At 45.5% G+C, this 24,434-nt stretch carries 21 protein-coding genes; 14 read left to right on the top strand and 7 right to left on the bottom strand.

Features of this window, described 5'->3' with window-relative positions:
- Positions 1 to 87: 87 nt before the first annotated feature.
- Positions 88 to 1,911 (top strand): DNA helicase RecQ, encoded by a 1,824-nt coding sequence (gene recQ / locus CSH93_RS11930; RefSeq protein WP_100643981.1) that lies wholly within the window; start codon positions 88 to 90, stop codon positions 1,909 to 1,911.
- Here the strand turns inward: recQ and CSH93_RS11925 are convergent.
- Positions 1,908 to 2,573, bottom strand: coding sequence for a glutathione S-transferase family protein (locus CSH93_RS11925; protein WP_100643500.1), 666 nt, complete (start codon positions 2,571 to 2,573; stop codon positions 1,908 to 1,910). The two genes, recQ and CSH93_RS11925, sit on opposite strands and share 4 nt — an antisense overlap.
- 56 nt (positions 2,574 to 2,629) lie before the next feature.
- Positions 2,630 to 2,974, bottom strand: a complete 345-nt coding sequence (locus tag CSH93_RS11920; protein ID WP_338063504.1) for a c-type cytochrome — start codon at positions 2,972 to 2,974, stop codon at positions 2,630 to 2,632.
- Between the two features lie 29 nt (positions 2,975 to 3,003).
- On the opposite strand from CSH93_RS11920, the gene CSH93_RS11915 reads away from it, so the two are divergent.
- From CSH93_RS11915 to CSH93_RS11900, 4 genes are all read left to right on the top strand, one after another.
- Positions 3,004 to 4,443 carry a protein adenylyltransferase SelO gene (locus tag CSH93_RS11915; RefSeq protein WP_100643499.1) on the top strand — a complete coding sequence of 480 codons (1,440 nt, stop codon included), beginning with the start codon at positions 3,004 to 3,006 and terminating at the stop codon, positions 4,441 to 4,443.
- A 77-nt stretch (positions 4,444 to 4,520) separates the two neighbouring features.
- On the top strand, positions 4,521 to 7,409 hold the full coding sequence (locus CSH93_RS11910) for an EAL domain-containing protein (RefSeq protein ID WP_100643498.1): 2,889 nt from the start codon (positions 4,521 to 4,523) through the stop codon (positions 7,407 to 7,409).
- A gap of 77 nt (positions 7,410 to 7,486) precedes the next feature.
- On the top strand, positions 7,487 to 8,101 hold the full coding sequence (ribA, locus tag CSH93_RS11905) for a GTP cyclohydrolase II (protein WP_100643497.1): 615 nt from the start codon (positions 7,487 to 7,489) through the stop codon (positions 8,099 to 8,101).
- 122 nt (positions 8,102 to 8,223) lie between these two features.
- A complete protein-coding gene (locus tag CSH93_RS11900; RefSeq protein WP_100643496.1) occupies positions 8,224 to 9,024 on the top strand; it encodes a substrate-binding periplasmic protein in 801 nt (266 codons plus the stop codon).
- On the opposite strand, the gene CSH93_RS11895 is transcribed toward CSH93_RS11900, so the two are convergent.
- A complete protein-coding gene (locus CSH93_RS11895; protein ID WP_100643495.1) occupies positions 9,021 to 9,524 on the bottom strand; it encodes a GNAT family N-acetyltransferase in 504 nt (167 codons plus the stop codon). The two genes, CSH93_RS11900 and CSH93_RS11895, sit on opposite strands and share 4 nt — an antisense overlap.
- A 194-nt stretch (positions 9,525 to 9,718) precedes the next feature.
- Here CSH93_RS11895 and CSH93_RS11890 point away from each other — a divergent pair, with 194 nt between their 5' ends.
- Together CSH93_RS11890 and CSH93_RS11885 are read left to right on the top strand one after the other, a co-directional pair.
- Positions 9,719 to 11,020, top strand: a complete 1,302-nt coding sequence (locus CSH93_RS11890) for a DUF3300 domain-containing protein (protein ID WP_100643494.1) — start codon at positions 9,719 to 9,721, stop codon at positions 11,018 to 11,020.
- A gap of 105 nt (positions 11,021 to 11,125) precedes the next feature.
- Complete coding sequence (locus CSH93_RS11885) at positions 11,126 to 11,908, top strand: PhzF family phenazine biosynthesis protein (RefSeq protein ID WP_100643493.1); 783 nt, start codon at positions 11,126 to 11,128, stop codon at positions 11,906 to 11,908.
- 10 nt (positions 11,909 to 11,918) lie between these two features.
- Here CSH93_RS11885 and CSH93_RS11880 read toward each other — a convergent pair whose 3' ends face one another.
- Genes CSH93_RS11880 through CSH93_RS11870 form a run of 3 tightly spaced genes read right to left on the bottom strand, consistent with a single transcriptional unit; the run spans position 11,919 to position 13,899 of the window.
- Positions 11,919 to 12,782, bottom strand: coding sequence for an ATP-grasp domain-containing protein (locus CSH93_RS11880; protein WP_100643492.1), 864 nt, complete (start codon positions 12,780 to 12,782; stop codon positions 11,919 to 11,921).
- 11 nt (positions 12,783 to 12,793) lie between these two features.
- A complete protein-coding gene (locus CSH93_RS11875; protein ID WP_124748973.1) occupies positions 12,794 to 13,321 on the bottom strand; it encodes a hypothetical protein in 528 nt (175 codons plus the stop codon).
- Positions 13,322 to 13,341: 20 nt separating this feature from the next.
- Positions 13,342 to 13,899 (bottom strand): DsrE family protein, encoded by a 558-nt coding sequence (locus CSH93_RS11870; protein WP_100643490.1) that lies wholly within the window; start codon positions 13,897 to 13,899, stop codon positions 13,342 to 13,344.
- A 162-nt stretch (positions 13,900 to 14,061) separates the two neighbouring features.
- Between CSH93_RS11870 and CSH93_RS11865 the strand changes: the two genes are divergently transcribed.
- From CSH93_RS11865 to CSH93_RS11835, 7 genes are all read left to right on the top strand, one after another.
- Positions 14,062 to 14,973 carry a M14 family metallopeptidase gene (locus tag CSH93_RS11865; RefSeq protein ID WP_100643489.1) on the top strand — a complete coding sequence of 304 codons (912 nt, stop codon included), beginning with the start codon at positions 14,062 to 14,064 and terminating at the stop codon, positions 14,971 to 14,973.
- A gap of 198 nt (positions 14,974 to 15,171) precedes the next feature.
- Complete coding sequence (locus CSH93_RS11860; protein WP_100643488.1) at positions 15,172 to 16,431, top strand: efflux RND transporter periplasmic adaptor subunit; 1,260 nt, start codon at positions 15,172 to 15,174, stop codon at positions 16,429 to 16,431.
- A 14-nt stretch (positions 16,432 to 16,445) separates the two neighbouring features.
- Positions 16,446 to 17,162: an ABC transporter ATP-binding protein gene (locus tag CSH93_RS11855; RefSeq protein WP_100643487.1), complete on the top strand. Its 717-nt coding sequence runs from the start codon at positions 16,446 to 16,448 to the stop codon at positions 17,160 to 17,162.
- A gap of 1 nt (position 17,163) precedes the next feature.
- Complete coding sequence (locus tag CSH93_RS11850) at positions 17,164 to 18,477, top strand: ABC transporter permease (RefSeq protein ID WP_100643486.1); 1,314 nt, start codon at positions 17,164 to 17,166, stop codon at positions 18,475 to 18,477.
- A gap of 10 nt (positions 18,478 to 18,487) precedes the next feature.
- Positions 18,488 to 19,705, top strand: coding sequence for an ABC transporter permease (locus tag CSH93_RS11845; RefSeq protein WP_100643485.1), 1,218 nt, complete (start codon positions 18,488 to 18,490; stop codon positions 19,703 to 19,705).
- 17 nt (positions 19,706 to 19,722) lie between these two features.
- Positions 19,723 to 21,054, top strand: coding sequence for a sigma-54-dependent transcriptional regulator (locus tag CSH93_RS11840; RefSeq protein WP_100643484.1), 1,332 nt, complete (start codon positions 19,723 to 19,725; stop codon positions 21,052 to 21,054).
- The gene (locus CSH93_RS11835) at positions 21,054 to 22,352 is read left to right on the top strand and encodes a sensor histidine kinase (protein WP_100643483.1); all 1,299 of its coding nucleotides are present in this window, start codon (positions 21,054 to 21,056) and stop codon (positions 22,350 to 22,352) included. Before CSH93_RS11840 ends, CSH93_RS11835 begins: the two co-directional genes overlap by 1 nt.
- Here the strand turns inward: CSH93_RS11835 and CSH93_RS11830 are convergent.
- Positions 22,339 to 24,315 (bottom strand): PAS domain-containing hybrid sensor histidine kinase/response regulator, encoded by a 1,977-nt coding sequence (locus CSH93_RS11830; protein WP_100643482.1) that lies wholly within the window; start codon positions 24,313 to 24,315, stop codon positions 22,339 to 22,341. The genes CSH93_RS11835 and CSH93_RS11830 overlap by 14 nt on opposite strands.
- Positions 24,316 to 24,434 lie beyond the last annotated feature (119 nt).

Here is a 24,434-nt window from a genome sequence, read left to right as displayed (position 1 = left end):
CATATATAGCCAGTGAAGGTTGACGTGAAAATGCGTATCATAGGCCTTTCGATACACCTATGTAGTTTATCACCAATTTATAACAACATGCATTCATCCACACCTGACATTGAAAATATTCATTCTCCGACGCAAATATTAGCGCAGGTGTTCGGCTACACGACGTTTCGTGAAGGGCAACTCACTGCTATAGAAAATACCCTAGCGGGACGAGACAGCTTAATACTGATGCCCACCGGCGGCGGTAAATCATTATGTTATCAGGTGCCCGCATTGCTGATGAAAGGTGCTACGTTGGTTGTTTCACCATTAATTGCACTTATGCAAGACCAAGTTGAGCAACTGAAACAGAACGGGGTCAGCGCTGCGTTCATTAATAGCAGCTTAGACGAAGAAGCTCTCGCGCAAACATTTGCCGATGTACAACAAAGCCGGATTAAAATCCTGTATGTCGCGCCTGAACGTCTGCTGCAACCTCGCTTTCTACAATTTTTAAAGTCAATTCCTATTGCCGCTTTCGCCATAGATGAAGCCCACTGCGTATCACATTGGGGGCATGATTTTCGCCCCGAATATCGCCGTTTGGGCGAATTAAAGCAGCACTTTAATGATGTTCCAGTTATGGCGCTCACCGCTACTGCAGACATCACTACACAAGCCGACATTCAGCATCAATTAGCATTGGCCGACCCTTTAGTCCTTAAAAGCAGTTTTGATCGACCGAATATTCGCTACCACGTGCTGCCTAAATACAAGCCTTTCGACCAGATCATTGCCTACCTGAAACAGCAAGAAGGTAGCGGTATCATTTACTGCAATAGCCGCCGTAAGGTTGATGAGTTAAGCCAAAAGTTACATAAGTTTGGCATGAAGGCGGCTGGCTATCATGCTGGCATGGACAATGAAGAGCGCGAATGGGTGCAGCGGCGCTTCCAAACAGATGCGATTGATATAGTCGTTGCCACGGTCGCCTTTGGCATGGGGATCAACAAAAGTAATGTTCGCTACGTCATTCATCATGACGTGCCGCGCAGTATCGAAGCCTACTATCAAGAAACCGGGCGCGCTGGCCGCGACGGAATGCCTTCCGAAGCGTTACTGTTATTTGATGAAAAAGATGGCGCTCGTATTCGCCAGTGGATAGCCATGGGTAACAGTGAGCGAGAGTCTATTGAAACGCAAAAGTTTTCAGCCATGGAATCCTTCGCCGAAGCACAAACCTGTCGTCGCCAAGTATTACTCAATTATTTCTCTGAATTTGCTGGCACAGCTTGCGGCAACTGTGATGTTTGTTTAGATCCACCGCGCCATTTTGACGGGCTTGTGACGGCACAAAAAGTACTGTCATGCATCTTACGTATTCAACATCCGGTATCAGCGCAATATGTGATTGATGTGCTGCGCGGTAAAAACTTAAAACGTATCGTTGAAAACAAACACCATGAATTATCCACCTACGGGATTGGTAAATCAGAGTCTGATACCTATTGGCATAGCATCATTAATCAACTCGTGCACAAAGGTTATTTGCGCATAGACATTACGCAAGGCGCAGCACTTAGACTGACGGACGCAGCTCGAGATGTGTTGCGCGGCACGATAGAATGCAATCTTGCCATTCCACGTTTGTCATTGAAAACAGACAAACCATCACCGCACAGTAAGAATTACGATAAACGCTTGTTTGCGCGCCTTAAGCAGTTGCGTAAATCTATTGCCGATGAAGACAACGTGCCGCCGTTTGTTGTCTTCAGTGACGCCTCACTCGCAGACATGGCAGCAAAGATGCCAACCAATAAAAACGAATTTTTGGCTATTTCAGGCGTCGGCGCAACCAAGCTGGAACGCTATGGTGAAGCGTTCCTGACAGCCATTACCAACTATTTGGAAAACTTAAGCGACACAGCTTAAGCGTAATCGTAGCGACCGCCCTTGGCTAACGCTCGCTGGTAGGCATCACGTGCTTGCACGCGTTCAACAAATGCGGCGATATTTGGCAGCGCCTGCTTGCCCTGTTTTGCAATTATCGCCTCCAACGGAAAGCTCATTTGAAAATCCGCCGCGCTGAGTACATCGCCTAAAAACCAAGTTTTATCTGACAGATGCCGTTCAACAAACGCTATGTTGGCTGTGATATTAGGCCCAAAATAAGCATCCATCACCGCACTAACGAACTTATCTACTATGAAGCGCACAAAAAAAGGCGAGGCTTTTTCTCGCCCCTTATCCAACACCATCTTAGTCACCAATGGTGGCATGAAACTACCTTCAGCGAAATGATTCCAGAACAGTTGTTCTTGTTTTTGTTGTGGTGTTAAAGCCGATAGCACCTCACCATTTCCGTAGTGTGTGACGAGATATTCAATAATGGCTCCCGATTCTGCAATCGTTGCTTCGCCATCTGTGATAACCGGCGATTTTCCTAATGGATGAACAAGTTTCAATTCGGCGGGTGCTAGGTTTGTTTTCGCATCACGCTGATAAGTTTTCAGCGTGTAATCGATTTCGAGCTCCTCAAGCAACCATAAAATACGTTGAGAACGCGAATTATTGAGATGATGTAAAACCAACATACAAGGGTCCTAATGCAGATGTTATCCGATAGATACACTCGTAGGCTGAATTTGGTTTACTGCGTCCCTTTAACTTTAGGTGGTAAGCTACTGAAATAGGCGGCAAGGTTTTCAATTTCGGTATCGCTTAACCCTTTCGCCATAGGGGTCATTTGCATATGGCGGCGTAACCCATCTCGATACGCTTTTAACGATTCAACTAAATACAGTTCATTCTGCCCTGCCAAATTGGGGTAGTTTGGAATAAACGCCATACCGTCATTGCCGTGGCATCCTGCACATACCGTTGCACGTTTTTTCCCAGCTTCAGCATCACCGGCATAAAGTGGTGTGCTTATTCCGAGTGTAATAAAAATTGCGACCATTGATCGCATTACTATCTGTTTGCGTGCTGTTACCATAGGTCCAACGTTTCCCTTTTTTTCGAATTATGCAACTAAGCTACACTTACGCCAATGAATTGCAAGCGTTGACATCTTCAGTGTCGGTACACCCATTGAAAGGTCAACGGTTAGCCATGACAAACCATGCACTGTCTGGTGAGTTAGGTATCGCTGATTCGGTTTGGCAAGGTGAATGGCAAGCATTGCTCAATGATAAACAAAGCCCTTGGCAGCGACATGCTGTTGCTCAGAAATATGGTGGTCATCAGTTTGGTCAATGGAATCCTTATTTGGGAGATGGCCGTGGGCATTTACTGGCAGAGATCACTTCGTCTGCAGGCGCGCGCCTAGATTTGCACCTCAAGGGCGCTGGTCCTACACCCTATTCACGTCATGCTGATGGTCGCGCTGTGCTGCGTTCAACGATTCGAGAGTATATGATCAGCGAGGCGATGCACGCCCTTGGTGTACCCACGTCTCGCGCGCTTTGTTTATTCACTAGTAACGAGGGTGTTCAACGGGAAACGCTAGAGCCCGGTGCCATGTTAATTCGTACATGCCCAAGTCATATTCGTTTTGGTCATTTTGAGTACTTTCACTACAGCGGACAAAAGGACGAACTGGACGCTTTATTTGAGTACTGTTTTAAACATCACTTTGCTGACTTAGCTGATACCGACAATAAGTACCAGGCATTGTTACAACAGATAGTGACATCAACAGCTTGGATGATTGCTCATTGGCAGAGCCTCGGCTTTAACCACGGGGTTATGAACACCGACAATATGTCGATCCACGGTATAACCTTTGATTATGGTCCGTATGCATTTTTGGATGATTTTAATCCTCAGTACATTTGTAATCATTCGGATCACAACGGGCGCTATGCATTTGATCAACAGCCTGGTATCGCGCTATGGAATTTAAATGCGTTAGCGCAAGCGTTTACCGGATACATTGATGTAAACATGATCACGGAAGCGCTAAGCCTGTTCGAGCCAACGCTTATCCGCAGTTACCACCAGCTAATGAATCGCAAATTCGGTTTTCCCCACTCTCGCGAAGAACACGCAATGAGTGAAAAGGCATCAGAATTGCGACAACGCTGGTTTCAAATGCTTCAACAACAACAGCGCGATCACAGTATAAGCTTTAGATTACTGTCTTCAGCACAAAGTCATCCACAGCGTATCATTGACCACTTTATTGATCGGCAAGCAATTAGCCAATGGTTAAAGGAATACACCGCAATATTAGAAAAGCAGAATGTAGATGCAACTGATTTAGATGCAATAAACCCCAGAGTTGTGCCGCGAAACCATATACTGCAAAGCGCTATTGAAGCGGCCTATGAGGATGACTTTTCACTTTGCGAAGCCCTATTTGAAGCAATCACTCATCCATTTAGTAACGACCCACAGTATGAATTATTTGCTCAACCACCCGCGGATAACGAGAAAGGGCTTGCATTAAGTTGTAGCAGTTAGCCTATACTGTAACTACTATACTGTTTGCACGCTTTGTGCCGACAATCCTGATAATTACAATAAAATAAGGTAACCGTTTGTCTATCACGCCCAACGCTCTGAAAACCGCTATTCAGCGTTGCCTGTTTAGTTTGATGGTATGCATTGTATTGTTACCTATCAGTGTTTCGGCCTCCAACGACATCGTTCACGACATTCAAATTGATAGCTTGCACACGACGACAGATATAGTTGCCCACGCAGAGTCATTGCGCACCGATTCATATAAACGCTTAAGTGAAATTCAGCTACTGGATGGTTGGTCAGCGGCGTGGAACAGTGAGCCATTGCAAGAAGAGCAAAGTTTGTGGATACGAACCCGCGTCAACAATCAATCTACAGCATTACAAACACTGTATTTGTCAATTGCGGATCCAACATTAGATGTTGTGGATATTTTTGTCATCGATGAACTCGGTCGTATTGTCGCTTCACATTTGATGGGGGCTGACAAGGATTTTGAATTACGCCCCATCAGTCATCGAAATTTTATCGCGCCCATATCACTCAGTGGCAATGCATCCGTCACGGTGTACATTAAAATCAGTGACGAAGGGCCTCTACTGATGCCCATTACGCTGAAAGATGCTGAAGCGTGGGTATTAGAACAACAAAATATGCAGGTTCTGTTTGGTATTTTTGTCGGCGCATTGACCGTATTTACGTTGTACTTCCTAACGACCTATCTGATTTTAAAAAGCCCAGTACGTTTTTGGTTCTCACTTACCTGTTTTGTGTTGATGCTCTTTATTCTAAATGTGCATGGATTTATCGGGCAGATTACGCACATCACCGAACACTCGGGTCTTTTCAGTGCGATATTTCTGACGCTGTTAATGGGGCTCATGGGAAAGGTCTGCACCTCGCTTTTTGTACGCACGTCAGCAATCATTAAGTATCTGGCGCTGTTTCTCCCCATTGGTATATTGCTCAATGCATTTCTAACACCCGAAATCTGGATTGTTGCGGTTAACAGCATCATTGTTGTGGGCTGTGTTGTTATTCAGTGCGTAATGGCACTGCAGTACTACTTCCGTTTAAGTAGCCGACCAGGTTTTATATTCGTCATAGGTTGGCTTTTTATTTCGCTCGCGGCAGGTCTGAATCTTTATCTGTATGAATATCTCGGTGATATCGATGCTCTCAGCACGTTGTTGATCATTTTATTCGTGACCATGGGTGTGTTAACCGTCGGGGTGTCAATTGAAATCAATCAACAAGTACTGATGCGCCTAGAACAGACGAGACAAGAAAAGCGTATCGACAGCCTCAGCCAATTCTATCAACTGTTTAGAAATTCCGCCGAAGGTTTATATACATCGACGACCGATGGCATCCTACTATCGGTTAATCCCGCGATGTGGCAATTGTTTGGTTACGAAAGTGAAGATGAAATGTTGTCTTCCATCCAAAGTACCGATGAGTTTTATGCGGATAAGAGTGATAGAGACGTACTCATTGGTGAGCTTCGCACTAACAAAACCGTATTAGGCCGTGAATTCCGCGGACTCAGAAAAGATGGTTCAGAATTCTGGTTTTCCCTGTCTTGTCAATTACATAACGATGGAGACCAAACATTCTTGTATGGCTCTTTGTTTGATGTTACCGAACGTAAGCAATCCAATATTAGCCTTGAATATCTAGCTACCCATGATTCTCTCACCGGAGTAAATAATCGTCGAGAGTTTGAACGGCAACTTCAATATCAGCTTAGTCAGCCTTTTAATGCTGATCAGCCCATGATTTTACTTTACATGGATTTGGATCAGTTCAAAGTGGTCAACGATACCTGTGGACACAAAGCGGGCGATGCTCTGCTACAACAATTAGCCCGATTACTCGATGAAGGCGTGGGTGAACGGGGATTACTTGCAAGGCTAGGTGGAGATGAGTTCGGTGTGCTGTTAACCAACAGCGATAATGATGAAGCCTATGTGTTAGCCAATAGACTTCTCAACATTGTGTCCGATTTCCGTTTTATGTGGGAGAACAACGTTTTCTCTCTCGGGATCAGTATTGGATTGGTTGAACGCACAGAGAAAATTGATTCGCCTGAACAAATGATGAGTATGGCCGATGCGGCTTGTTACATTGCCAAAGAGCAAGGGCGAAACCAAATCCATCGCTATTCATTAAATGACATAACAACCAAGCGATATGAGAGTGAGCTCAATTGGCTTGCCCATATAAATGAAGCTTTGGAGCAAAATAATTTTCAGCTGTATTACCAGCATTACCAACCACTGCACAAAATGAGCGATGGTCACCGCTATGAAATCTTGCTGAGAATGCAAACCAGTGATGGTGAACTGGTGCCGCCGGGCGCATTTTTACCTGCAGCGGAACGATACTCGTTAGGTGCTAAAATTGACCGCTGGGTGATCCACAACTATTTCGCCTGGCTGAATCAAAACCCAGAACACATGACGGCGCTGCGCAAAAGTAACATCAACCTGTGTGGGCAGTCGTTAGCGGATCGCGACTTTAAGCTTTATGTTTTGAATGCGTTCGAAAAATTCTCAATCCCATACGACAAGGTTTGCTTTGAGATTACAGAAGGCATGGCCATCATTAAAATGGATGAAACCTTGGAATTCATCAAAACCTTTAGCCAACTCGGTTGCAAATTCGCATTAGATGATTTTGGCAGTGGCTTTTCCTCTTATGGTTATTTAAAGCAACTACCAGTACAGTACGTCAAAATTGACGGCGCGTTTGTTCGAGATTTACTCTCCGACCCCATAGATCTTGCCATGGTGCGATCCATCAACGATGTGGCAAAAGCCATTGGCATGGAGACCGTTGCAGAGTTTGTCGAAAACAGTGAGATAAAAATGCAATTGGGCAAAATGGGCGTAGACTACGCACAAGGCTACGGTATTTCGATGCCGGCTCCGCTCGATGAATACGCACCATTTGGCGATTGAGCTATTGTATTACCGGTGTATGGCCCCATATTGCACGTTAAGCAGAATTCCCGCAGGGCGCGGCAACAGAGAATAGAATGACAGATACATCCCCCCAATTTGAATACATCAGTGCCGCGAAGTTACCGACACGCTTTGGTGAATTTAGGATCCATGGGTTTGTTGAAGCCAGCGGGCAAGATCATGTCGCGCTAACCTATGGCGATTGGGAGCCCGGAGAGTCAGTGCCTATTAGAATTCATTCTGAATGTTTGACCGGTGATGCACTATTCAGTACCCGTTGTGATTGTGGTTTTCAGCTAGAAAAAGCACTGCAGAATATCGTAGAGCACGGCAAAGGCGTGCTGTTATATTTACGACAAGAAGGGCGTGGAATTGGCCTGTTAAACAAAATTAAGGCGTATCAACTACAAGATACCGGAATGGACACCGTCGAAGCTAATTTACACTTAGGTTTTGATGCGGATCTACGAGAGTATTCCATTTGCGGTTTTATGTTAAAAACCCTTAATGTTGAAAACGTGGTGCTTATGACCAACAACCCACGTAAAGCCGATGCGTTGGCACAGTTGGGTATAAATGTTGTTGAACGCAAACCCATTGATCACGGTTTAACGGAACAAAATAAACACTACCTTAAGACCAAAACCGAAAAGCTTGGTCATTTGTTTGACCCGCATCTTTTAAAATAGTCGAAGGCAGCTGATAGACGTCATAATAAGGGCAAAAGTCCTCCTCAGTAACCATTGAACATTGACATTCTGCCGGGTTACCTTTTAATAACTACGTTGAAAAACTTTTAAGCTGTAGGTTCATGACTCGCACTTTATTTCATGCTTTGTCGTTATGTCTTTTGATGTCCATGCTGTTGTGGACGTCTAGGGTTTACGGCCAAGCTTGGGTAATTTGTCACGAAAATCAGGACTATAACCCCTACATTACCTATTCTGTTTCAGGCGAGGATCCAACTGGCCTCCTGATCGATGTTATCACTCGCGCAGCGGCGGACTCTGATGTACAAGTAAGTTTTTCCGCAAGGCCATGGAAACGCTGTCTACAAGGTACACAAAATGGTAGTTTTGATGCTCTGTTTGGCGTCATAAAGACACCTGAGCGAGAACAGCAATACGCTTTCCCAATGAACGATGACTACCTTGCGAAGGCCCGCTATACAATTTTATACAAAGCTTCAGGGCGTTTGCATGCTGCGGAACAAGCCGGTCAACTATTCAATGCTAGTGGTCTAAATGTCGATACCTACAAACAACTCAAACAATACGGCCTGCAAGCTCCTGCGGGCTATGTATTAAATCAGTTCCTCATCGAGCAACAGCTCAATTCAGAATTTTCTTACTCACTCGACAATGGGATCAAACAAGTCGCGCTAGGGCGACTAGACGGATACTTGGTAGAGCGGCTCATTGGCCTGAGTGCAATACAGAGGCTAGGTGCTCAGGGTCAAGTGATATCAAGCCAGGGTGCGGTAAAAGAAAGTATCTGGCATATTCCGTTTAACCGCGACTTCTATCAACAAAACCAAAACAAAGTTGACGAATTCTGGCACCACGTAAGTCATGCCAGTCGCCAAATAATCCCGATAACGTCAGCTAATTAGTCTACAGGCGCTACGATTTTTGCGAACAGTAGCTCATCAAAAAAAGCCCCATTATGCGTAACCGAATTTCTCAATCGTCCCTCACACACAAAGCCCAACTTTTCCATCACGCGAATGGAAGCCAAATTCGATGATGTCACTGGGTTATAGATACGCGTGATAGCTGTTGTAATGGCTAACCAATTTATAAAGGCCTCAACGGCTTGTGTCGCTATTCCGCGCCCCCAAAACGCCTCATCAAGCCAATAACCCAGTTCAGCGGCGTGTGCGTATTCATTTTTTTGCAGATAAACACCCACCGTGCCACAAAAAGACCCATCCCACTCAATCGCGCGAACTATCGTATCAATATTACAGCCCGTATCTACCCACCAGCGCGCATCTTCGCTTGAGTATGGTTGAGGAATGTTTGAAGACAAAAAACGCGTGACATTAGGGTTGTTCAGACTGTTAACAAGGTCAGGTTCATCCAGTGATTGTAAAGGGCGAAGTGTTAGCATTGTGTAGGCGTTAAATTCTAGTTTGCCCCGAGACTAACGAAGTTTTCGCGCGATGAAAACCCATATGCCTAGTAGCCATTATCTGAACAACTTGCCAGCAACCATTCAGCTTTGGTTAAGCCGCCACACTCTATAACCCTAAGTAAGGATAAGCCATTGTCTCAATCGGTGGCGTTCGTAAAGGGGAGACACCTATGAAATCGACTCAGAAAATAGCAATAATTTATGCTTTGGCGTTGATACTGAGTATCAGCTTAGCCATTCAGTTCGCGAGTGCGAGAGAGTATAACGACGATTATAGTTCGACTGCGCTAACAGAAGAACAGTTAGATAACGTACTAGCGCCTATCGCACTGTACCCAGATACATTATTAACGCATGTGCTGATCGCATCAACCTATCCGATGGACGTGATCCGAGCAGCGCGTTGGCGAGAAAACAATGATAGCCTAAGCGAAGATCAAATCCGCCGCCGTGTTGACGTTTTTGATTGGGATCCCAGTGTCAAAGCATTAGCGCCGTTCGACCGTGTGCTGGCACAAATGAGCGAAGACATCGACTGGCTAAATTATCTTGGTGATGCTGTCATTGCCGATGAAGAGTGGGTAATGTCACGTATTCAGGTACTCCGTGATATTGCGTATCGTAAAGGCAACTTGCACAGCAATGAATATGTCAACGTAGAACGAGAAGATAACGTAGTGGTTATCGAGACCGTACGAGATCGTGTTGTGTATGTACCTTACTATGACACTCGTATGATTTACGGCGACTGGTGGCATGTGCGCTCGCCATACTACTGGCACCATCCACGCCATTATCGTCTAAGTGCTGGTTTTTACTGGAGCCCCAGTATTCATATTGCATCACACTTTTTCTTCGGTGGTTTTCATTGGCATCACGGCTATGTTGTGGTGAATCATAGCAGCCGCCCTTACTACAGGGACTATAAACGAGTATATAGCCGTGAGTATAAGCGTTGGTCACACAATACCCAGCACCGTCATGCGCGCTACAGTACTCGGGTGATCCAACAACGCGTGGTGCGTCAGCAAGAGCCGGTAAAAGTGGTGCGCAACTGGGAGGTGAATGTTACTCGTTATGGTGAGTATCAGCGCCCGACCAGCATTAATCTTGAACAACGAGCGCGCAATGTTAAAACCGTTAAGTCACCTGGTCATGTTGTCACAAAAACGACACCGTCTCGCAATCGCGATGTGGTAAAACCTTCACCACAGAAGGTGCAAAGAGCGACAACTGAACGTTACAAAGACCGATCGGTTCCGAGTCCATCAAGAGATGTGATCAAACCAAGCGTACCCGTACAAACTCGGGAGAAAATCCCAGCGCCATCGCGTGAAGTTAAACCCAAGCGTTCTTATACGCCACCACCAAGCGCAAAAACGAGTAAGCCGGTGAAGACCTACAGACCAGAGCCTAAGCCGCGACCGTCAAATACGGTGAAACGCAATTCACGTGAGACTTCTACAAAGTAAGGCATCACAACTCTATTTAAATAAAGGTCAGCCCAGTTAAGGCTGACCTTTTTTTATGAATAAGATATTGTGTTCGTCTGGTTTCATTGTCGGTCAACATTCTTCATGCAACTCCCCATTTTTCAAGTCGATGCATTTACCACTTCATGCTTTGGCGGCAACCCTGCGGCTGTATGCCCTTTGCCTTATTGGTTAGACGATAGCACCTTGCAGAAAATTGCCGACGAAAATAACTTATCTGAGACCGCATTTTTTGTCGTTTCAGGGGGTAAAATCGCTCTTCGTTGGTTTACACCTGAAGCCGAAGTGGATTTGTGCGGTCATGCCACATTGGCTGCCGCCCATGTGCTCCATACGCATCTGCAACACCCAGAAAAAACGCTGAAATTTGATACCCGTAGTGGAACTTTGATTGTGAATTGCAATGTTGCAGGTTACGAGATGGACTTCCCTGCTACGGAGATTAAGCCGGTGGCTACACCCGCAACACTTCAACGCGCACTGAATGTGCCTATTGTAGAAACCTTAGTGGGCTTTGATTACATAGTTCGAGTGGAAAGTGAGGTTGAGCTACGTGAATTAGCGCCAGACTTAGCACTACTTGGCGAACTAGATCTTCGCGGTGTCGTCGTGACGGCACCTGGCGAACAATGTGACTTTGTTAGTCGCTGTTTTTTCCCTAAATTGCGCGTAAATGAAGATCCCGTAACCGGTTCAGCGCACTGTGAACTGGCGCCATACTGGGCATTGGAACTGAATAAATCGACTCTACATGCACGCCAAATATCAAAACGCAGTGGCGATATCACCTGCACACTGAAAGACGACCGTGTTGTGCTACTTGGTCAAGCGGTTGACTACTTACAAGGGACAATCACTCTCCCCTGATTGGCGTCAACTAAGGGTATTTTTGACAAAAGATATCGACAAAACGCTGTGCCGACGAATCATCCATATTGAAATACAGTGACGGCTCGATCAGTTCAACTTCCATCACAGCAAGTCCATGATCAGTTTCGATAAGGTCGATGCGTGCATACAAGGCGCGTTCCGGTAACGCTGCCAGTGTTTTCTGCGCCACTTCCAGCATATCTTGACTTGGTGTTATCAGTGCTAAGCTGCCACCATGCTCTTCCTGAACACGAAAATCCTGCGCTTTGGGTGTTTTTAAGATTGCATGACTATATTGGTGATCAAAATAGAACAACGAATATTCGCCGGGTGACAAAATAGAGGGCAAAAACGGCTGTACCATGAGCGGTCGAGCACTAAAGACCGTCTTTAATTCTGCTTTATATTGCTCACTATCTTGAATAGGGATGCGATACGTAAAGTCAGCATTTGCACTCACCACCGGCTTTACAATCAATGTGTCAGTGGCAAACTGACTAAACCCCATCTCAAGCATATCGTCTTGATATTCGTCGAGCCAAAGAGTCGGCACAATACTAACGCCATTGTCTGCTAAGTCGCGTAAATAGGTCTTGGCAAGGTTCCATTCCATTAAAGAATATGGATTCTCCAATGTGGCTTTAGAAGCCTCAATACGCTGCAAGCACGCTAAAAAGGCTTCTGGCGCTTGTTGATAATCCCAAGGGCTGCGCACAATAACGACATCGTAGTCATTCCAATCCACTTGCGTGTTTCGCCAGGAGACATGATGCGTTTGCCAACCGGCTTTTTGAAACGGTTCATCCAGCATAACGTCATAGGCAAAAAAATCTGCCAAACTATCCATGGTTAAAATAGCGACATGTTTCATCAACAACTCTCTTACAATGTAATCACTAATTTTTTATTGCCGACCACAATCGACTTAGGCTGTATTTTACCGAATCCCACATCAAACTTATCCAAATCCAGTAACACGATAATCGGCAGAGATTGACCCACAACATCACGAATACCTCTTATCAATTGTTGGGCATCGTCAATGCCATTTTCCAGCACTTTAAACTCGCGAATACTGGGTTCTTTAATTTGTAAATTATAGTCAATCGCATCATAGAGCAGTTCACCTGAAATTGTCGCTTTGGCCTTCAAAATGCGGTTGTCTTTATAAGCACTGATGAGCGTATTGATGCGAATTTCATTGTTCAGGCCATCAAGCGTGACGTCTGGATCAGAGAAGAATACGTCAGCGCCTTGATACGATTGCTTGTATGGGAACGCCATTTTTACAAATCGGTTAATGTCTTTTTGCCCGATAGTGAACTCTAAAGCATTCACATGCAGGGAAAACAGCCAACAACAGACTACTGCCGCCACCTGCGACACTGGTTTAAACCCAACCTTCATCATGTTTTTCGTTACGCTCTTAATTAAAATGGATTAACGGTATAACCTTGCTGTTGCAGCAGCGCATGTGCGGTCATTGCAGATAACGCCACTTGCACACCATCAACGAGTTGTTCAGGCGCTATTTCATAGGCCGTCATAGACTGCCCACAAATGAATACTTGAACATTGTTTTTCATCAAGCTTTCTAGCAATGGAATATTGGCGTTGTCACTTTCCTTTGCCCGTTGATAAGTTTCATTGTTGAGCAGGTCCAGACTCGCCTTACCATGCACCACTAACGCCAGTTGGATATTCTCTTTATTGATACCCGCAGCAACATTCATATTGATAAAACGCGCTAAGCTATCAAATTTACGGTTGACCTCCCCAGCATCACCTGTAGCGGCAACATCGAAGGCAACCTTGAAGCTCTGATCGACTGAGAATTTTGATTCTCCAACGACTACTTTCTTACCAAAGCCCTCTATCACCGGTCCGTCACTGAACTTAGATAATTGCGCAAAGGCGCTGCTGCTGAGCGTCATCCCCGCTAGGCACAAAACAATCAAAGAATGGCGCACTCTGTTAATGAGATTCATCTACTTCACCTTGGATAAGTAAAAACTGAAACATAGCATGAAACCTCGCTTATAACGGAAAAGTTTTGCTAACAACAATGCTGAATTGATCATTAGCGTTAAGCGGTTTAACGTACGCCATCTGAAATATTGGTAATCGTTGAATAAGGGTGAGGAATTAACGTGGAGCAAGAATATCCAATTGGCACACCGGGTTCTCCCTGGGGTGAACAAGAGAAAGCGCAATGGCTGTCACAACAAGTGGTAAAGCGCGCCTACGCTGAAGAAGTACTACCTAAAATCGAAGCCTTGCGCGATGATTTTGAAGTGGAACAATATGGCGCATTGCCATATGACACAGAACGATTTCCCTTATTCGCACTAAAAAGCCGCAATTGGTCAACTGACAAACCCGTAATACTCGTGACCGGCGGTGTACACGGTTACGAAACCAGTGGCGTACAAGGTGCATTGGGCTTTCTAGCAAACGCTGCACACACCTTTGAAAACGATTTCAACTTCATTGTTTTACCGTGCCTAAGTCCGTGGGGGTATGAAACCGTTAACCGTTGGAACCCGCTAGCGATTGATCCAAACCGTTCATTTTATCCTGACAGTCCTGCCCCTGAGGCAGCGCTGGCTATGCAGTATGTTAAAAATAGCGGGGTAACACTACTGGCTCATTTCGACCTACATGAAACAACTGATACAGATAATTCGGAGTTCCGTCCAGCGCTCGCTGCACGAGATGGGACAACTCATGATATTTGGAACATACCGGATGGATTTTACACGGTTGACGATACCAGCCGCTCTCAACCTGATTTCCAAACCGCTGTAATTGCTGAGGTCGAGAAGGTCACGCATATCGCTCCAGCAGATGAAGATGGCAAAATCATAGGCGCTGATGTTGAGCAAAAAGGTGTTATTCACTATGACAAACGTGCGCTATTCCTGTGTGGTGGCTTTACCGATGCCCCTTATGTCACCACAACAGAAGTATACCCTGATAGTCCGAATGCTACCCCACAGCAATGTATTGACGCCCAAATAGCCGCCATTTCTGGTGGTCTGAAATATCTCCAATCTATTTGATAATCCGCCAGTAAAAGTGTCCGCCCGGACACTTTTACTGTCCGCGGACACTTCTCTAACCGGCCAGTTGCAAAAATAACACTTGTTTATCAATGCCTTATAGATTGGCATGCTAATCGCTAACTGTTAATACAATGTGCGCAGATGTCCGCCGTACAGGTACATCGCACCACAACGATTGTTAACAGGAGAATTGCCGTGATTAGAGATACCAGCAGCCAAGATGTCATCATTAAAGACAATGGCCGGGTGAAGCGATTTGCGATATTCGCTGGCATCGCTTTACTGACTGTCGGCTTTGCAGCTAACGCGCTATTGAATACCAGTGGTGCGCAGAAATCTGTCGACCGCGGTACCTTGCAAATCGCACAGTTAGAACGTGGGGACCTAGTCCGTGATATCGTGGCAAACGGACGAGTCGTGGCTGCCAACGCACCACAACTATACGCGCCTCAACAAGGGTTTGTTGAACTCAATGTCAAACCCGGTGATCAGGTTACCGTTGGCGAAGTGGTCGCCCAAGTTGAAAGCCCTGAATTGGCCAACCAACTGAAGCAAGAAAACTCCGAAATGCAGCGTCTCGAAGGCGAGCTTGCGCGCCAAGAGCTGGATGCCCGCCGTCAAACGCTCGAGTTAACCAAACGCCTAGATCTTGCTGAAGTTGACCTACAAGCGGCAGAACGTGAAAGTCGCCGGGCTAATCAGAGCATCAAAAACAATCTGATCAGTCAAATCGACCATGAGGAAGCCATTGACGATCTTGCGCGCGCAAAATTGAACTTCAAACACGCACAAGAGGAAGTGTCGTTAGCCAAAGACACACTTGCGTTTGAATTAGAGTCATCACGCAGCACGGTGCAACGACAAGCGTTGGTTGTAGAAGAGCTCAAACGTAAACTCGACGAATTAACCATCCGCGCAAGTGTAGACGGTGTTGTCGGGAATCTTCTAGTTCAGCCAAAAGCCTTAGTCGACAAAAATACACCGCTTATGACATTGGTCGATCTCAGCGCTTATGAGGCCGAAATCCAAGTCGCCGAGAGTTATGCCAATGAGTTAAACATTGGGTTGCCAGTAGAAATACGCATCGGCAACCAGCGTATAGAAGGGGTAGTGGCTTCCGTTTCGCCTGAAATCAAACAGCGTGAAATTACCACACGTGTACGTCTTCGTACGGAAGACATATCTCAGCTGCGCCAGAATCAACAAGTTACTGCGCGTGTGCTGCTGGAAAACAAGGCGAATGTATTGAAAGTACGCCGCGGCAGCTTTACCCAAGCAGGTGGCTATATCGCTTACAAAGTTGAAGGAGACTTGGCCCACAAAGTCGACATCCGTCTTGGCGCCTACAGCATGCGCGATGTTGAAGTGCTAGAAGGGCTTCAAGAAAGCGACCAAATCATTATTTCTACTTATCAACAATTTGAAGATGCAGACACCATCCTGCTTCGCCAATAAAAAGGACTATCCAAATGCTAACCATGAAAAACATCAGCAAGGTTTATCAGACCGAGAAAGTACAAACCCACGCGCTTCGTGACTTCGATTTGCAAGTAGACGAAGGTGAATTCATCGCCGTTACCGGCCCTTCAGGTTCTGGTAAAACGACATTTTTGAACATCGCGGGTATGTTGGAATCATTCACTGCAGGACAATACACTTTAGATGGCGTCGATATTGGCAAGCTTTCAGATAATCAGCGGGCAGATTTACGTAACCAAAAAATTGGCTTTATCTTTCAGGGTTTCAACCTGATCCCTGATCTGAACTTGTTTGAAAATGTTGAAGTGCCACTGCGTTATCGCGGGATTAAGGCGGCCGAACGTAAGCGTCGCGTGATGGAATGTTTAGAGCAGGTAGGTCTTGCTAGCAGAATAAAACACTTGCCTCAGCAATTGTCTGGCGGTCAACAACAACGCGTTGCTATTGCTAGAGCCCTTGCCGGCGAACCGCGTTTTTTACTCGCCGACGAGCCCACAGGAAACCTTGATAGCTTGATGGCGCGTCAGGTTATGGAGCTGCTGGAAACCATCAATCGCAATGGCGCAACAATTGTAATGGTTACGCACGATCCGGAGCTGGCACGACGTGCGCCGCGCAATATTCAAGTTGTCGATGGCCAAATCGCAGATTTTACTTTGTATCAGAAGCAAGAAAGCGAGAACCAGCCAATGGTGGCAGGAGTTTAATATGTTTTTACATTACATAGATTTAAGCTGGCGAAGCTTCAAGCGTACTCCGCTTGTAACCGCTTTAATGGTCGTCGCCATCGCAGTTGGCATTGGCATTACCATGACCAGTCTATCGGTTTACCACATGATGGCCATGGACCCACTTCCACACAAAAGTGACAAGTTGTTTCAACCGCAATTGGCCACTATGGATGAATCCAATGGCACCTGGACAGAAGATAACCTGCCTCTGCAAATGACGTATAAAGACAGTATGGCTTTATACCGAGCCGATACACCGGGATTGAAGGCGCCTTCCGTTCGCACTGGATATAGCGTGCATTTAAATGATGACAAAATTAAGCCCTTTATCGAAGGTATCCGGGTGACTAGCAATGACTTTTTCAGCATGTTCGACATTGAGTTCTTATACGGCGGCGCTTGGACGCAAACGCAAGAAGACAAAGCAGAATTAGTTACCGTTATTAATAAAGAATTAAACGATAAACTGTTTGGTGGTGAAAATTCGGTTGGCAAGTTGGTGTATTTTGACAAACGCGCTTTTAGAGTTGTTGGGGTATTCCAAAATTTTGATTTTCATATCAAATATTACGATGTCAATAATGGCGCATTTAACGAGCCTGAAAAAGCCATGATCCCGGTCACATTGATCGAGCCTCTTGAAATCGGCAACTGGGGCAATACCAATGGCTGGAAGTTTGAAGAAGTTCAAACTTTTCAAGATAAGCTCCGCTCAGAACAATTCTGGATGCAATTTTGGGTGCAGCTCGATACACCACAAGATGTTGCCCAATACCGTGAATTTCTGCACAACTACCTTGCAGAAGAAGCCACTAAAGGGCGCTTCGAACGAACAACTGTTTACTTCGGTCTCAAGAACTTGCGCGAATGGTTGGATTACAACGAAGTCGTCACAGAAGACAATCGAGTGCTCGTGGGCTTGAGCTTTATGTTCTTAGCCGTTTGTCTGGCGAATATTCTGGGTTTGCTGTTGGGCAAGTTCCTTAAGCGAGTGCCAGAAGTTGGTGTAAGACGCGCACTAGGCGCTAGCAAACGCCAAATCTTCTTCCAGCATTTGGTCGAAGTGTCACTGCTTGGATTAATTGGCGGTGTTATTGGCATTGGTCTGGCACAGCTTGGTTTATGGGGCGTCCGCGCTACTTATGACTACTACAGCGCGCTGGCTACCATGGATTTAAGTATGCTATTTGCCGCCCCAATAATCGCCATTAGCGCTTGTGTTATCGCAGGCCTTTACCCCGCTTGGTTAGTCTGTAGAACCAATCCAGCCATTTGCCTTAAAACCCAATAGGAGTGTAACCATGTTAGAAATCAAACCGATTGTCAGCGCATTATTACGCTCAAAAGTGGGTGCCATATTATTGCTGCTGCAAATAGCCATTACCGTCGCAATCGTCAGCAATGCCGCATTTATCATCCACGATCGCACTCAGTACTTGCAGCAAGAAACCGGCTATCCAGAAGATCAAATTTTCAGCTTTGCCGTGAATACGTTCGGTGAACCGGACGATGTCGTTCAACTGATGTTACAAACTCAAGAAACGGTGCGTAATATTCCTGGCGTAATAAGCGCTTCAATGATCAGTGAAGTACCATTGTCAGGCAGTGGCTCTGCCTCTGGGTTCAGTATTATTCCGGTCAGTGAGCGAGACAATGAAAGCTATCGTTCTATTCGAAGTGCTCATACTGGAGGAGATGCTAGTATTGTTGAATCATTAGGGTTAACCATAACGGAAGGTCGCAACTTTTTACCCAGTGAGGTTTTGTTAACTGATGATCCAGCTGCCATTCCTTCTGTGGTAATTGTCTCGCGAACCTTCTTAAATGAACTCTATCCAGATGGCGATGGCCTTGGTAAGCAAATGTATGTTGGCAATGACGCTGTAACCATTGTCGGTGTAGTAGAGAAAATGATGGGGCCTTGGTTAAAGGACTCAGCACCTGATCACGTTTCCATTTTCCCCCACATTGAGATAGGCTCGTATCAAAGTTTTGTTGTTCGCACAGCAGCAGAACAACGCGCCGAAGTGATGGCACAAATAGAGAACGTGTTGTTAGAACAATATGAAGAGCGCGTTATCATGAGCCTTGACGGTATGGATGATAACAAAGAGGAATATAACGCAGCCGATTTACTCATGCTACGTATGCTGGTTGTTATTATCACAGTGTTGGTACTCATTACCGCATTAGGAATTTTTGGCATGACCGTTTTCAATATCAGTAAACGCACAAAACAAATCGGTACTCGTCGTGCACTGGGTGCAAGAAAGTCTGCCATCGTTCGCTATTTCTTAGTTGAAAATGGATTGGTTTGTGCGCTGGGTTTAATTTTCGGCAGCATTGGCGCGGTCTACATCAGTAACGTGATGATGCAAGAGTTCTCTGTGCCCGCGCTAAACTATTGGTACGTTGGCATCACGGCGGTATCGGTATTTGCATTGAGTTTGTTGTCAGTATTAGTACCGGCGAATCGTGCAGCGAATATTTCGCCCAGTATTGCGACGCGCTCTATTTAAATGGACAGCGAATAAACATGGATAAGATTTTAATCGTTGATGATACCCCGGCAGTGCTTCAAGCACTGTCGTTGGTGTTAGAGCTACACGATTATGATGTGATCACTACCACCTCGCCTGAGCACGCTATTCAACTCGTTGATCAGTTGCGGATTGGTTTGGTGATCCAGGACATGAACTTTACTAAAGACACAACCTCCGGCGAAGAAGGTCGCGAGTTGTTCAAACAACTGCGTGGTATTAACCCACATTTACCGATTATCTTGATCACCGCTTGGACAGACCTCGAGCAAGCAGTCGCACTCGTTAAAGCGGGTGCGGCCGACTACATTGCCAAACCCTGGGATGATACAAAACTGCTTAACACGGTCGCCAATTTAATTGAAGTCGGCAAAGCCAAGCTTCAAGAAGAAAAGCTGCAGCGACTTGAAGAAGCCAATATGGATAGCCAATCAGCCGCGCTGTCTGTGGGACTTATTTATCAAAGTCCCGCAATGCAACGTACCGTTGATATGGCAATGCAAGTCGCCAATGCCGACATATCGGTTTTGATCACAGGCCCCAATGGTGCGGGTAAAGAAAAAATAGCCGAACTTATTCATGCGCAGTCCCCCCTGCGCGACAAACCTTTTGTAAAGGTCAATTGTGGCGCACTGCCGGCTGACTTAATTGAAGCCGAACTGTTTGGAGCTGAAGCGGGCGCTTATACCGGCGCCAACAAAACCCGCATTGGGCGATTTGAAGCGGCGAATGGCGGCACTTTATTTTTGGATGAGATCGGCAATCTCTCATATGAGGGCCAAACCAAATTGCTGCGTGTGTTGCAAACAGGTGAATTTGAGCGTTTAGGCTCAGTGAAAACTCAAAAAACCCAGGTCCGAGTGATTAGTGCAACCAATGCCGACCTGCACAACGATATCCAAGCCGGAAAGTTCAGAGAAGACTTGTACTACCGCTTAAATGTCATAGAGATACCGCTACTGCCATTGGCCAAACGTATTGATGATATTCTGCCATTAGTCACGTTTTTTCTGCCAGGCAGAGATATTAGCCTAGGTGCCGAGAAGGCTCTCAATAGTTATTCCTGGCCGGGCAATGTAAGAGAGCTTGAAAACGCCTGTAAGCGTGTTGCTGTATTGAAGCCAAACGGTGTTATCGAAGCGAGTGATTTTGCATTGGCAAATCCAACCCATACGACTCAACCTCAGACCATAAAAGAACCTGAAAAACATGAATTAGAAGCCGCAATGCGCGAGCACCAAGGCGTAATTGCTCGGGTAGCGAGAGAGTTTGCCTTAAGCCGACAAGCGCTTTACCGACGTCTAAGTAAATACGGGATCGAATATTGATGCGCATATCGCTGCGTTCTAAACTGATCCTAGCCGTCATTGTTGCGTCAACTCTCGCGTGTGTTCCTCTATTTTACTTTTCTACGCTAACATTAGGCCACGCGCTGCTGCTAACCTTTGCCGTAGTGCTTACATCCGCGTTAATAGGGTATCACCTTACGCGCAAACTAGCCGACGGCTTAGATGCACTAGAAACAGGCCTGTTGAATCTAAAAGATGGAGAATACTCAACCACGCTAGCCTATGAGGGTGACGATGAATTCATGCATCTATCCACTTTGTATAACGAAACAGCAGACAAATTGCGCCAGGAAAAACACTGGCTATACCAACGCGAGTTGCTACTCGACAAAATTACTCAAAGCTCTCCAGAAGCATTATTTTTAGTCAACCGCCAACAGCAGATTGTATTCAGTAACATCGCAGCAAGACAATTTTTCGGCGAACGTCATGCATTGGAAGGGCGCGAGTTAGATGAAATTACGTCGTCATCTTCGCCTGAGCTTAAAACTCAATTTGAACATGGTCGCGAAGGTTTATTTACGTTAAGCACGCCGAATCAAGACAGTGAAACCTGGTATTTATCTACCGGACGTTTCAATTTAAATAATCAGCCCCATACGCTGTTTATATTAAAGCAAATGACACGTGAGCTAAGCCGACAAGAAGTAGCCGTGTGGAAAAAGGTAATTCGGATTATTAGTCATGAATTGAACAATTCATTGGGACCAATCTCATCGATGTTACACAGTGGCCGCATTCTGACACAGCGTAATGAAGATGAACGCTTAGAGCGCGTTTTTGCAACCATAGAAGACCGTATATCTCACCTGTCAGACTTCGTACAAGGATATGGTAAGTTTGCCAAACTTCCGCCTCCTAAACTTCATGCCATTGATTGGACAGCATTGCTTGATCAACTGGCGGAACAATGGCCATTTCAGCGAGACATTGCAGACAATATCGACCTACAGGCCGATCCAATACAACTTGAGCAAATGTTGATCAACCTATTAAAGAACGCACATGAGTCAGGTTCAGATCCCAATGACGTTAGTATTAGCGCTCAACAACGTGCAAGTCACGTCATCATAGAAGTGCATGATCGGGGCAAAGGCATGTCTGAAAAGGTATTGGGGCAAGCACTAATCCCGTTCTATTCAACTAAAGCTTCTGGTAGCGGCTTAGGCTTGGCATTATCTCGAGAAATAACTGATGCTCACCAAGGCACGATATCATTGCAAAATAGATCGGACGGCGGCATAAAGGTGCGTATTGTACTGCCTAGCGCCCCTTAATCACCTGCCCTAATTTCAAATTGAGCTCATTAAGATCGTATGGCTTGCTGATCACATCCCTAACGCCCCAGCTCTGCGCTTGTTTCGGCGTGGCTAAATCTGAAAAGCCAGTCACCACCATAATCGGCATATCTGCACGTATCTGTTTGATCCGCCCAACCAATTCGGGGCCAGTAATTCTTGGCATAGCATAGTCGGTCAGAACCAACGCATAGCGCTGTGGATGCTGGGCAAAATGCTCAATCGCTTTTAAGCCATCGGTAAAGGTTGTCACTTGATAACCGAGATCTTCTAATATGACCTTGCCCACATCACACAACATCTCTTCATCGTCTATCAATAAGATCTCTTCATTTTCGCCTTGCTTAGGCGAAAACTCACTGACTGAATTTACCAAAGAGTCGTCTTCGCATAACGGGAAATACACTGTAAAGGTAGTCCCTTGCCCTACCTTGCTATCTACCGAAACATAACCATTATTTTTCTTGATCACACTAGACACAATGGATAGCCCTAATCCCGTACCCTTTTGGTCGTCTTTTTGTTTTGTCGTGAAAAAGGGATCGAAAATATGGTTAATGTGTTGCGCTGCAATACCACATCCATCATCCCTTATACTTAAACGAACGGCCCGCTGTCCGGCCTCAAGTGCGCGCTTGTATCCATTCGGCAGTGCGTCAGTTAAATCCACTTTCACCAACAAATGACCTTGGCCTGAAATCGCTTGGATCGCATTAGTACATAGATTAAGAAGCAATTGATACATTTCTGATTGGTCAGCCTCAATGACACAACGTTCACAATGAAATTCACGTTGAACCGAAATGCCTTTCGGCGCTGAAGCTCGAATAACCGTCAACACTTCATCCACCATTTGACTGACGAAAAGCGGCTCGCGCTTAGCCGGAGTCGAACGGTTTATCATCAGTATCTTTTCAACTAGACCCTTGGCTCGCACTGCCGAATTTTCAATATTTTGCATATAAACGTAGGCATCTGAGTCTGCGGATAAATGCTTTTTACCTAACTGAGCATAACTCAAAATCGGCGCCAACAGATTGTTGAAATCGTGCGCCACACCGCCAGCTAAAGTGCCAATAGCTTCAAGCCTTTGGACCTGATTTAGTGCCGCTTCCATTTGTTTTCGCTCAGTCATGTCTATATGTGAGCCAACCATTCGTATGGCATTGTCTTGCTCATCGGCAAATACGGTTGCGTGGGACAAGATCCACCGATAAGACCCATCTTTATGTTTAAAACGGAAGAAGGTTTCATGAGAACGGTTTAGGGTCTCAATACTGTTTTGGACTTCCCGCATGACGTTTTCGAAATCATCAGGATGCACGCGCGAACGCCATTCCTCAAAATCATTGCTGATTTCGTCTTCTTCATATCCTATCTGTTTTTTCCACTCTTTTGAGAAAGTCACTTTGTCAGTGGTTAAGTCCCAGTCCCATAAACCCACGCGCCCGGCATCTATTGACTCAGATAAGTGCATGACGGTTTCTTTGAGTTCTTTTTCAGTTGCTTTAATACCCGTAATATCAACACCGCTGCTAATAAAAAGATCACCCAACGGTATGCTGATCATATACAGCCACTGATTGGTACCCGGGAAGAATGCTTCCCACGTGTGTGGTTTATTGTCTGAAAATATTTTATTGATTATGGGTAAAAAGGTTTGCGTCGCATTAGCGTGTGGAAAAATGGCGTCTGTGGTATTACCCACAACATCAGATAATTTCTTCCCCCAACTTTTCAGTGCCGCAGGGTTTGCGTCAACTAGCTTCCAGGTAATGATTGTACCCTTGTCATCTCTCACCAATTCCCAAACGTGAACTTCGTAAAGAAGATGTTCAAACAGGCTACGATACCTATTGTCACTGGCTTTTAACGTAGCCAGTTCGTTTTGCAAGTGACTAACCTGTAACGCTAGCTCTTCGTAGGTGGGTTTACTGCTCAAGAGAACTTCTCAATTCACGATTGATTAACCGATGGATAATACGGGTTTCTATAATTTCTAGTGGAATTAGTTAATGTTTTATTGATCTCGATCTAATAATTTATTGACACATAATAATA

The sequence above is a fragment of the Neoalteromonas facilis genome (genome assembly GCF_002807665.1).
GTDB classification, from domain to species: Bacteria; Pseudomonadota; Gammaproteobacteria; order Enterobacterales; family Alteromonadaceae; genus Alteromonas_E; species Alteromonas_E facilis.
The sequence above is the reverse complement of the archived record's forward strand: the minus strand, read 5'-3'. Positions and strand labels throughout refer to the sequence as shown.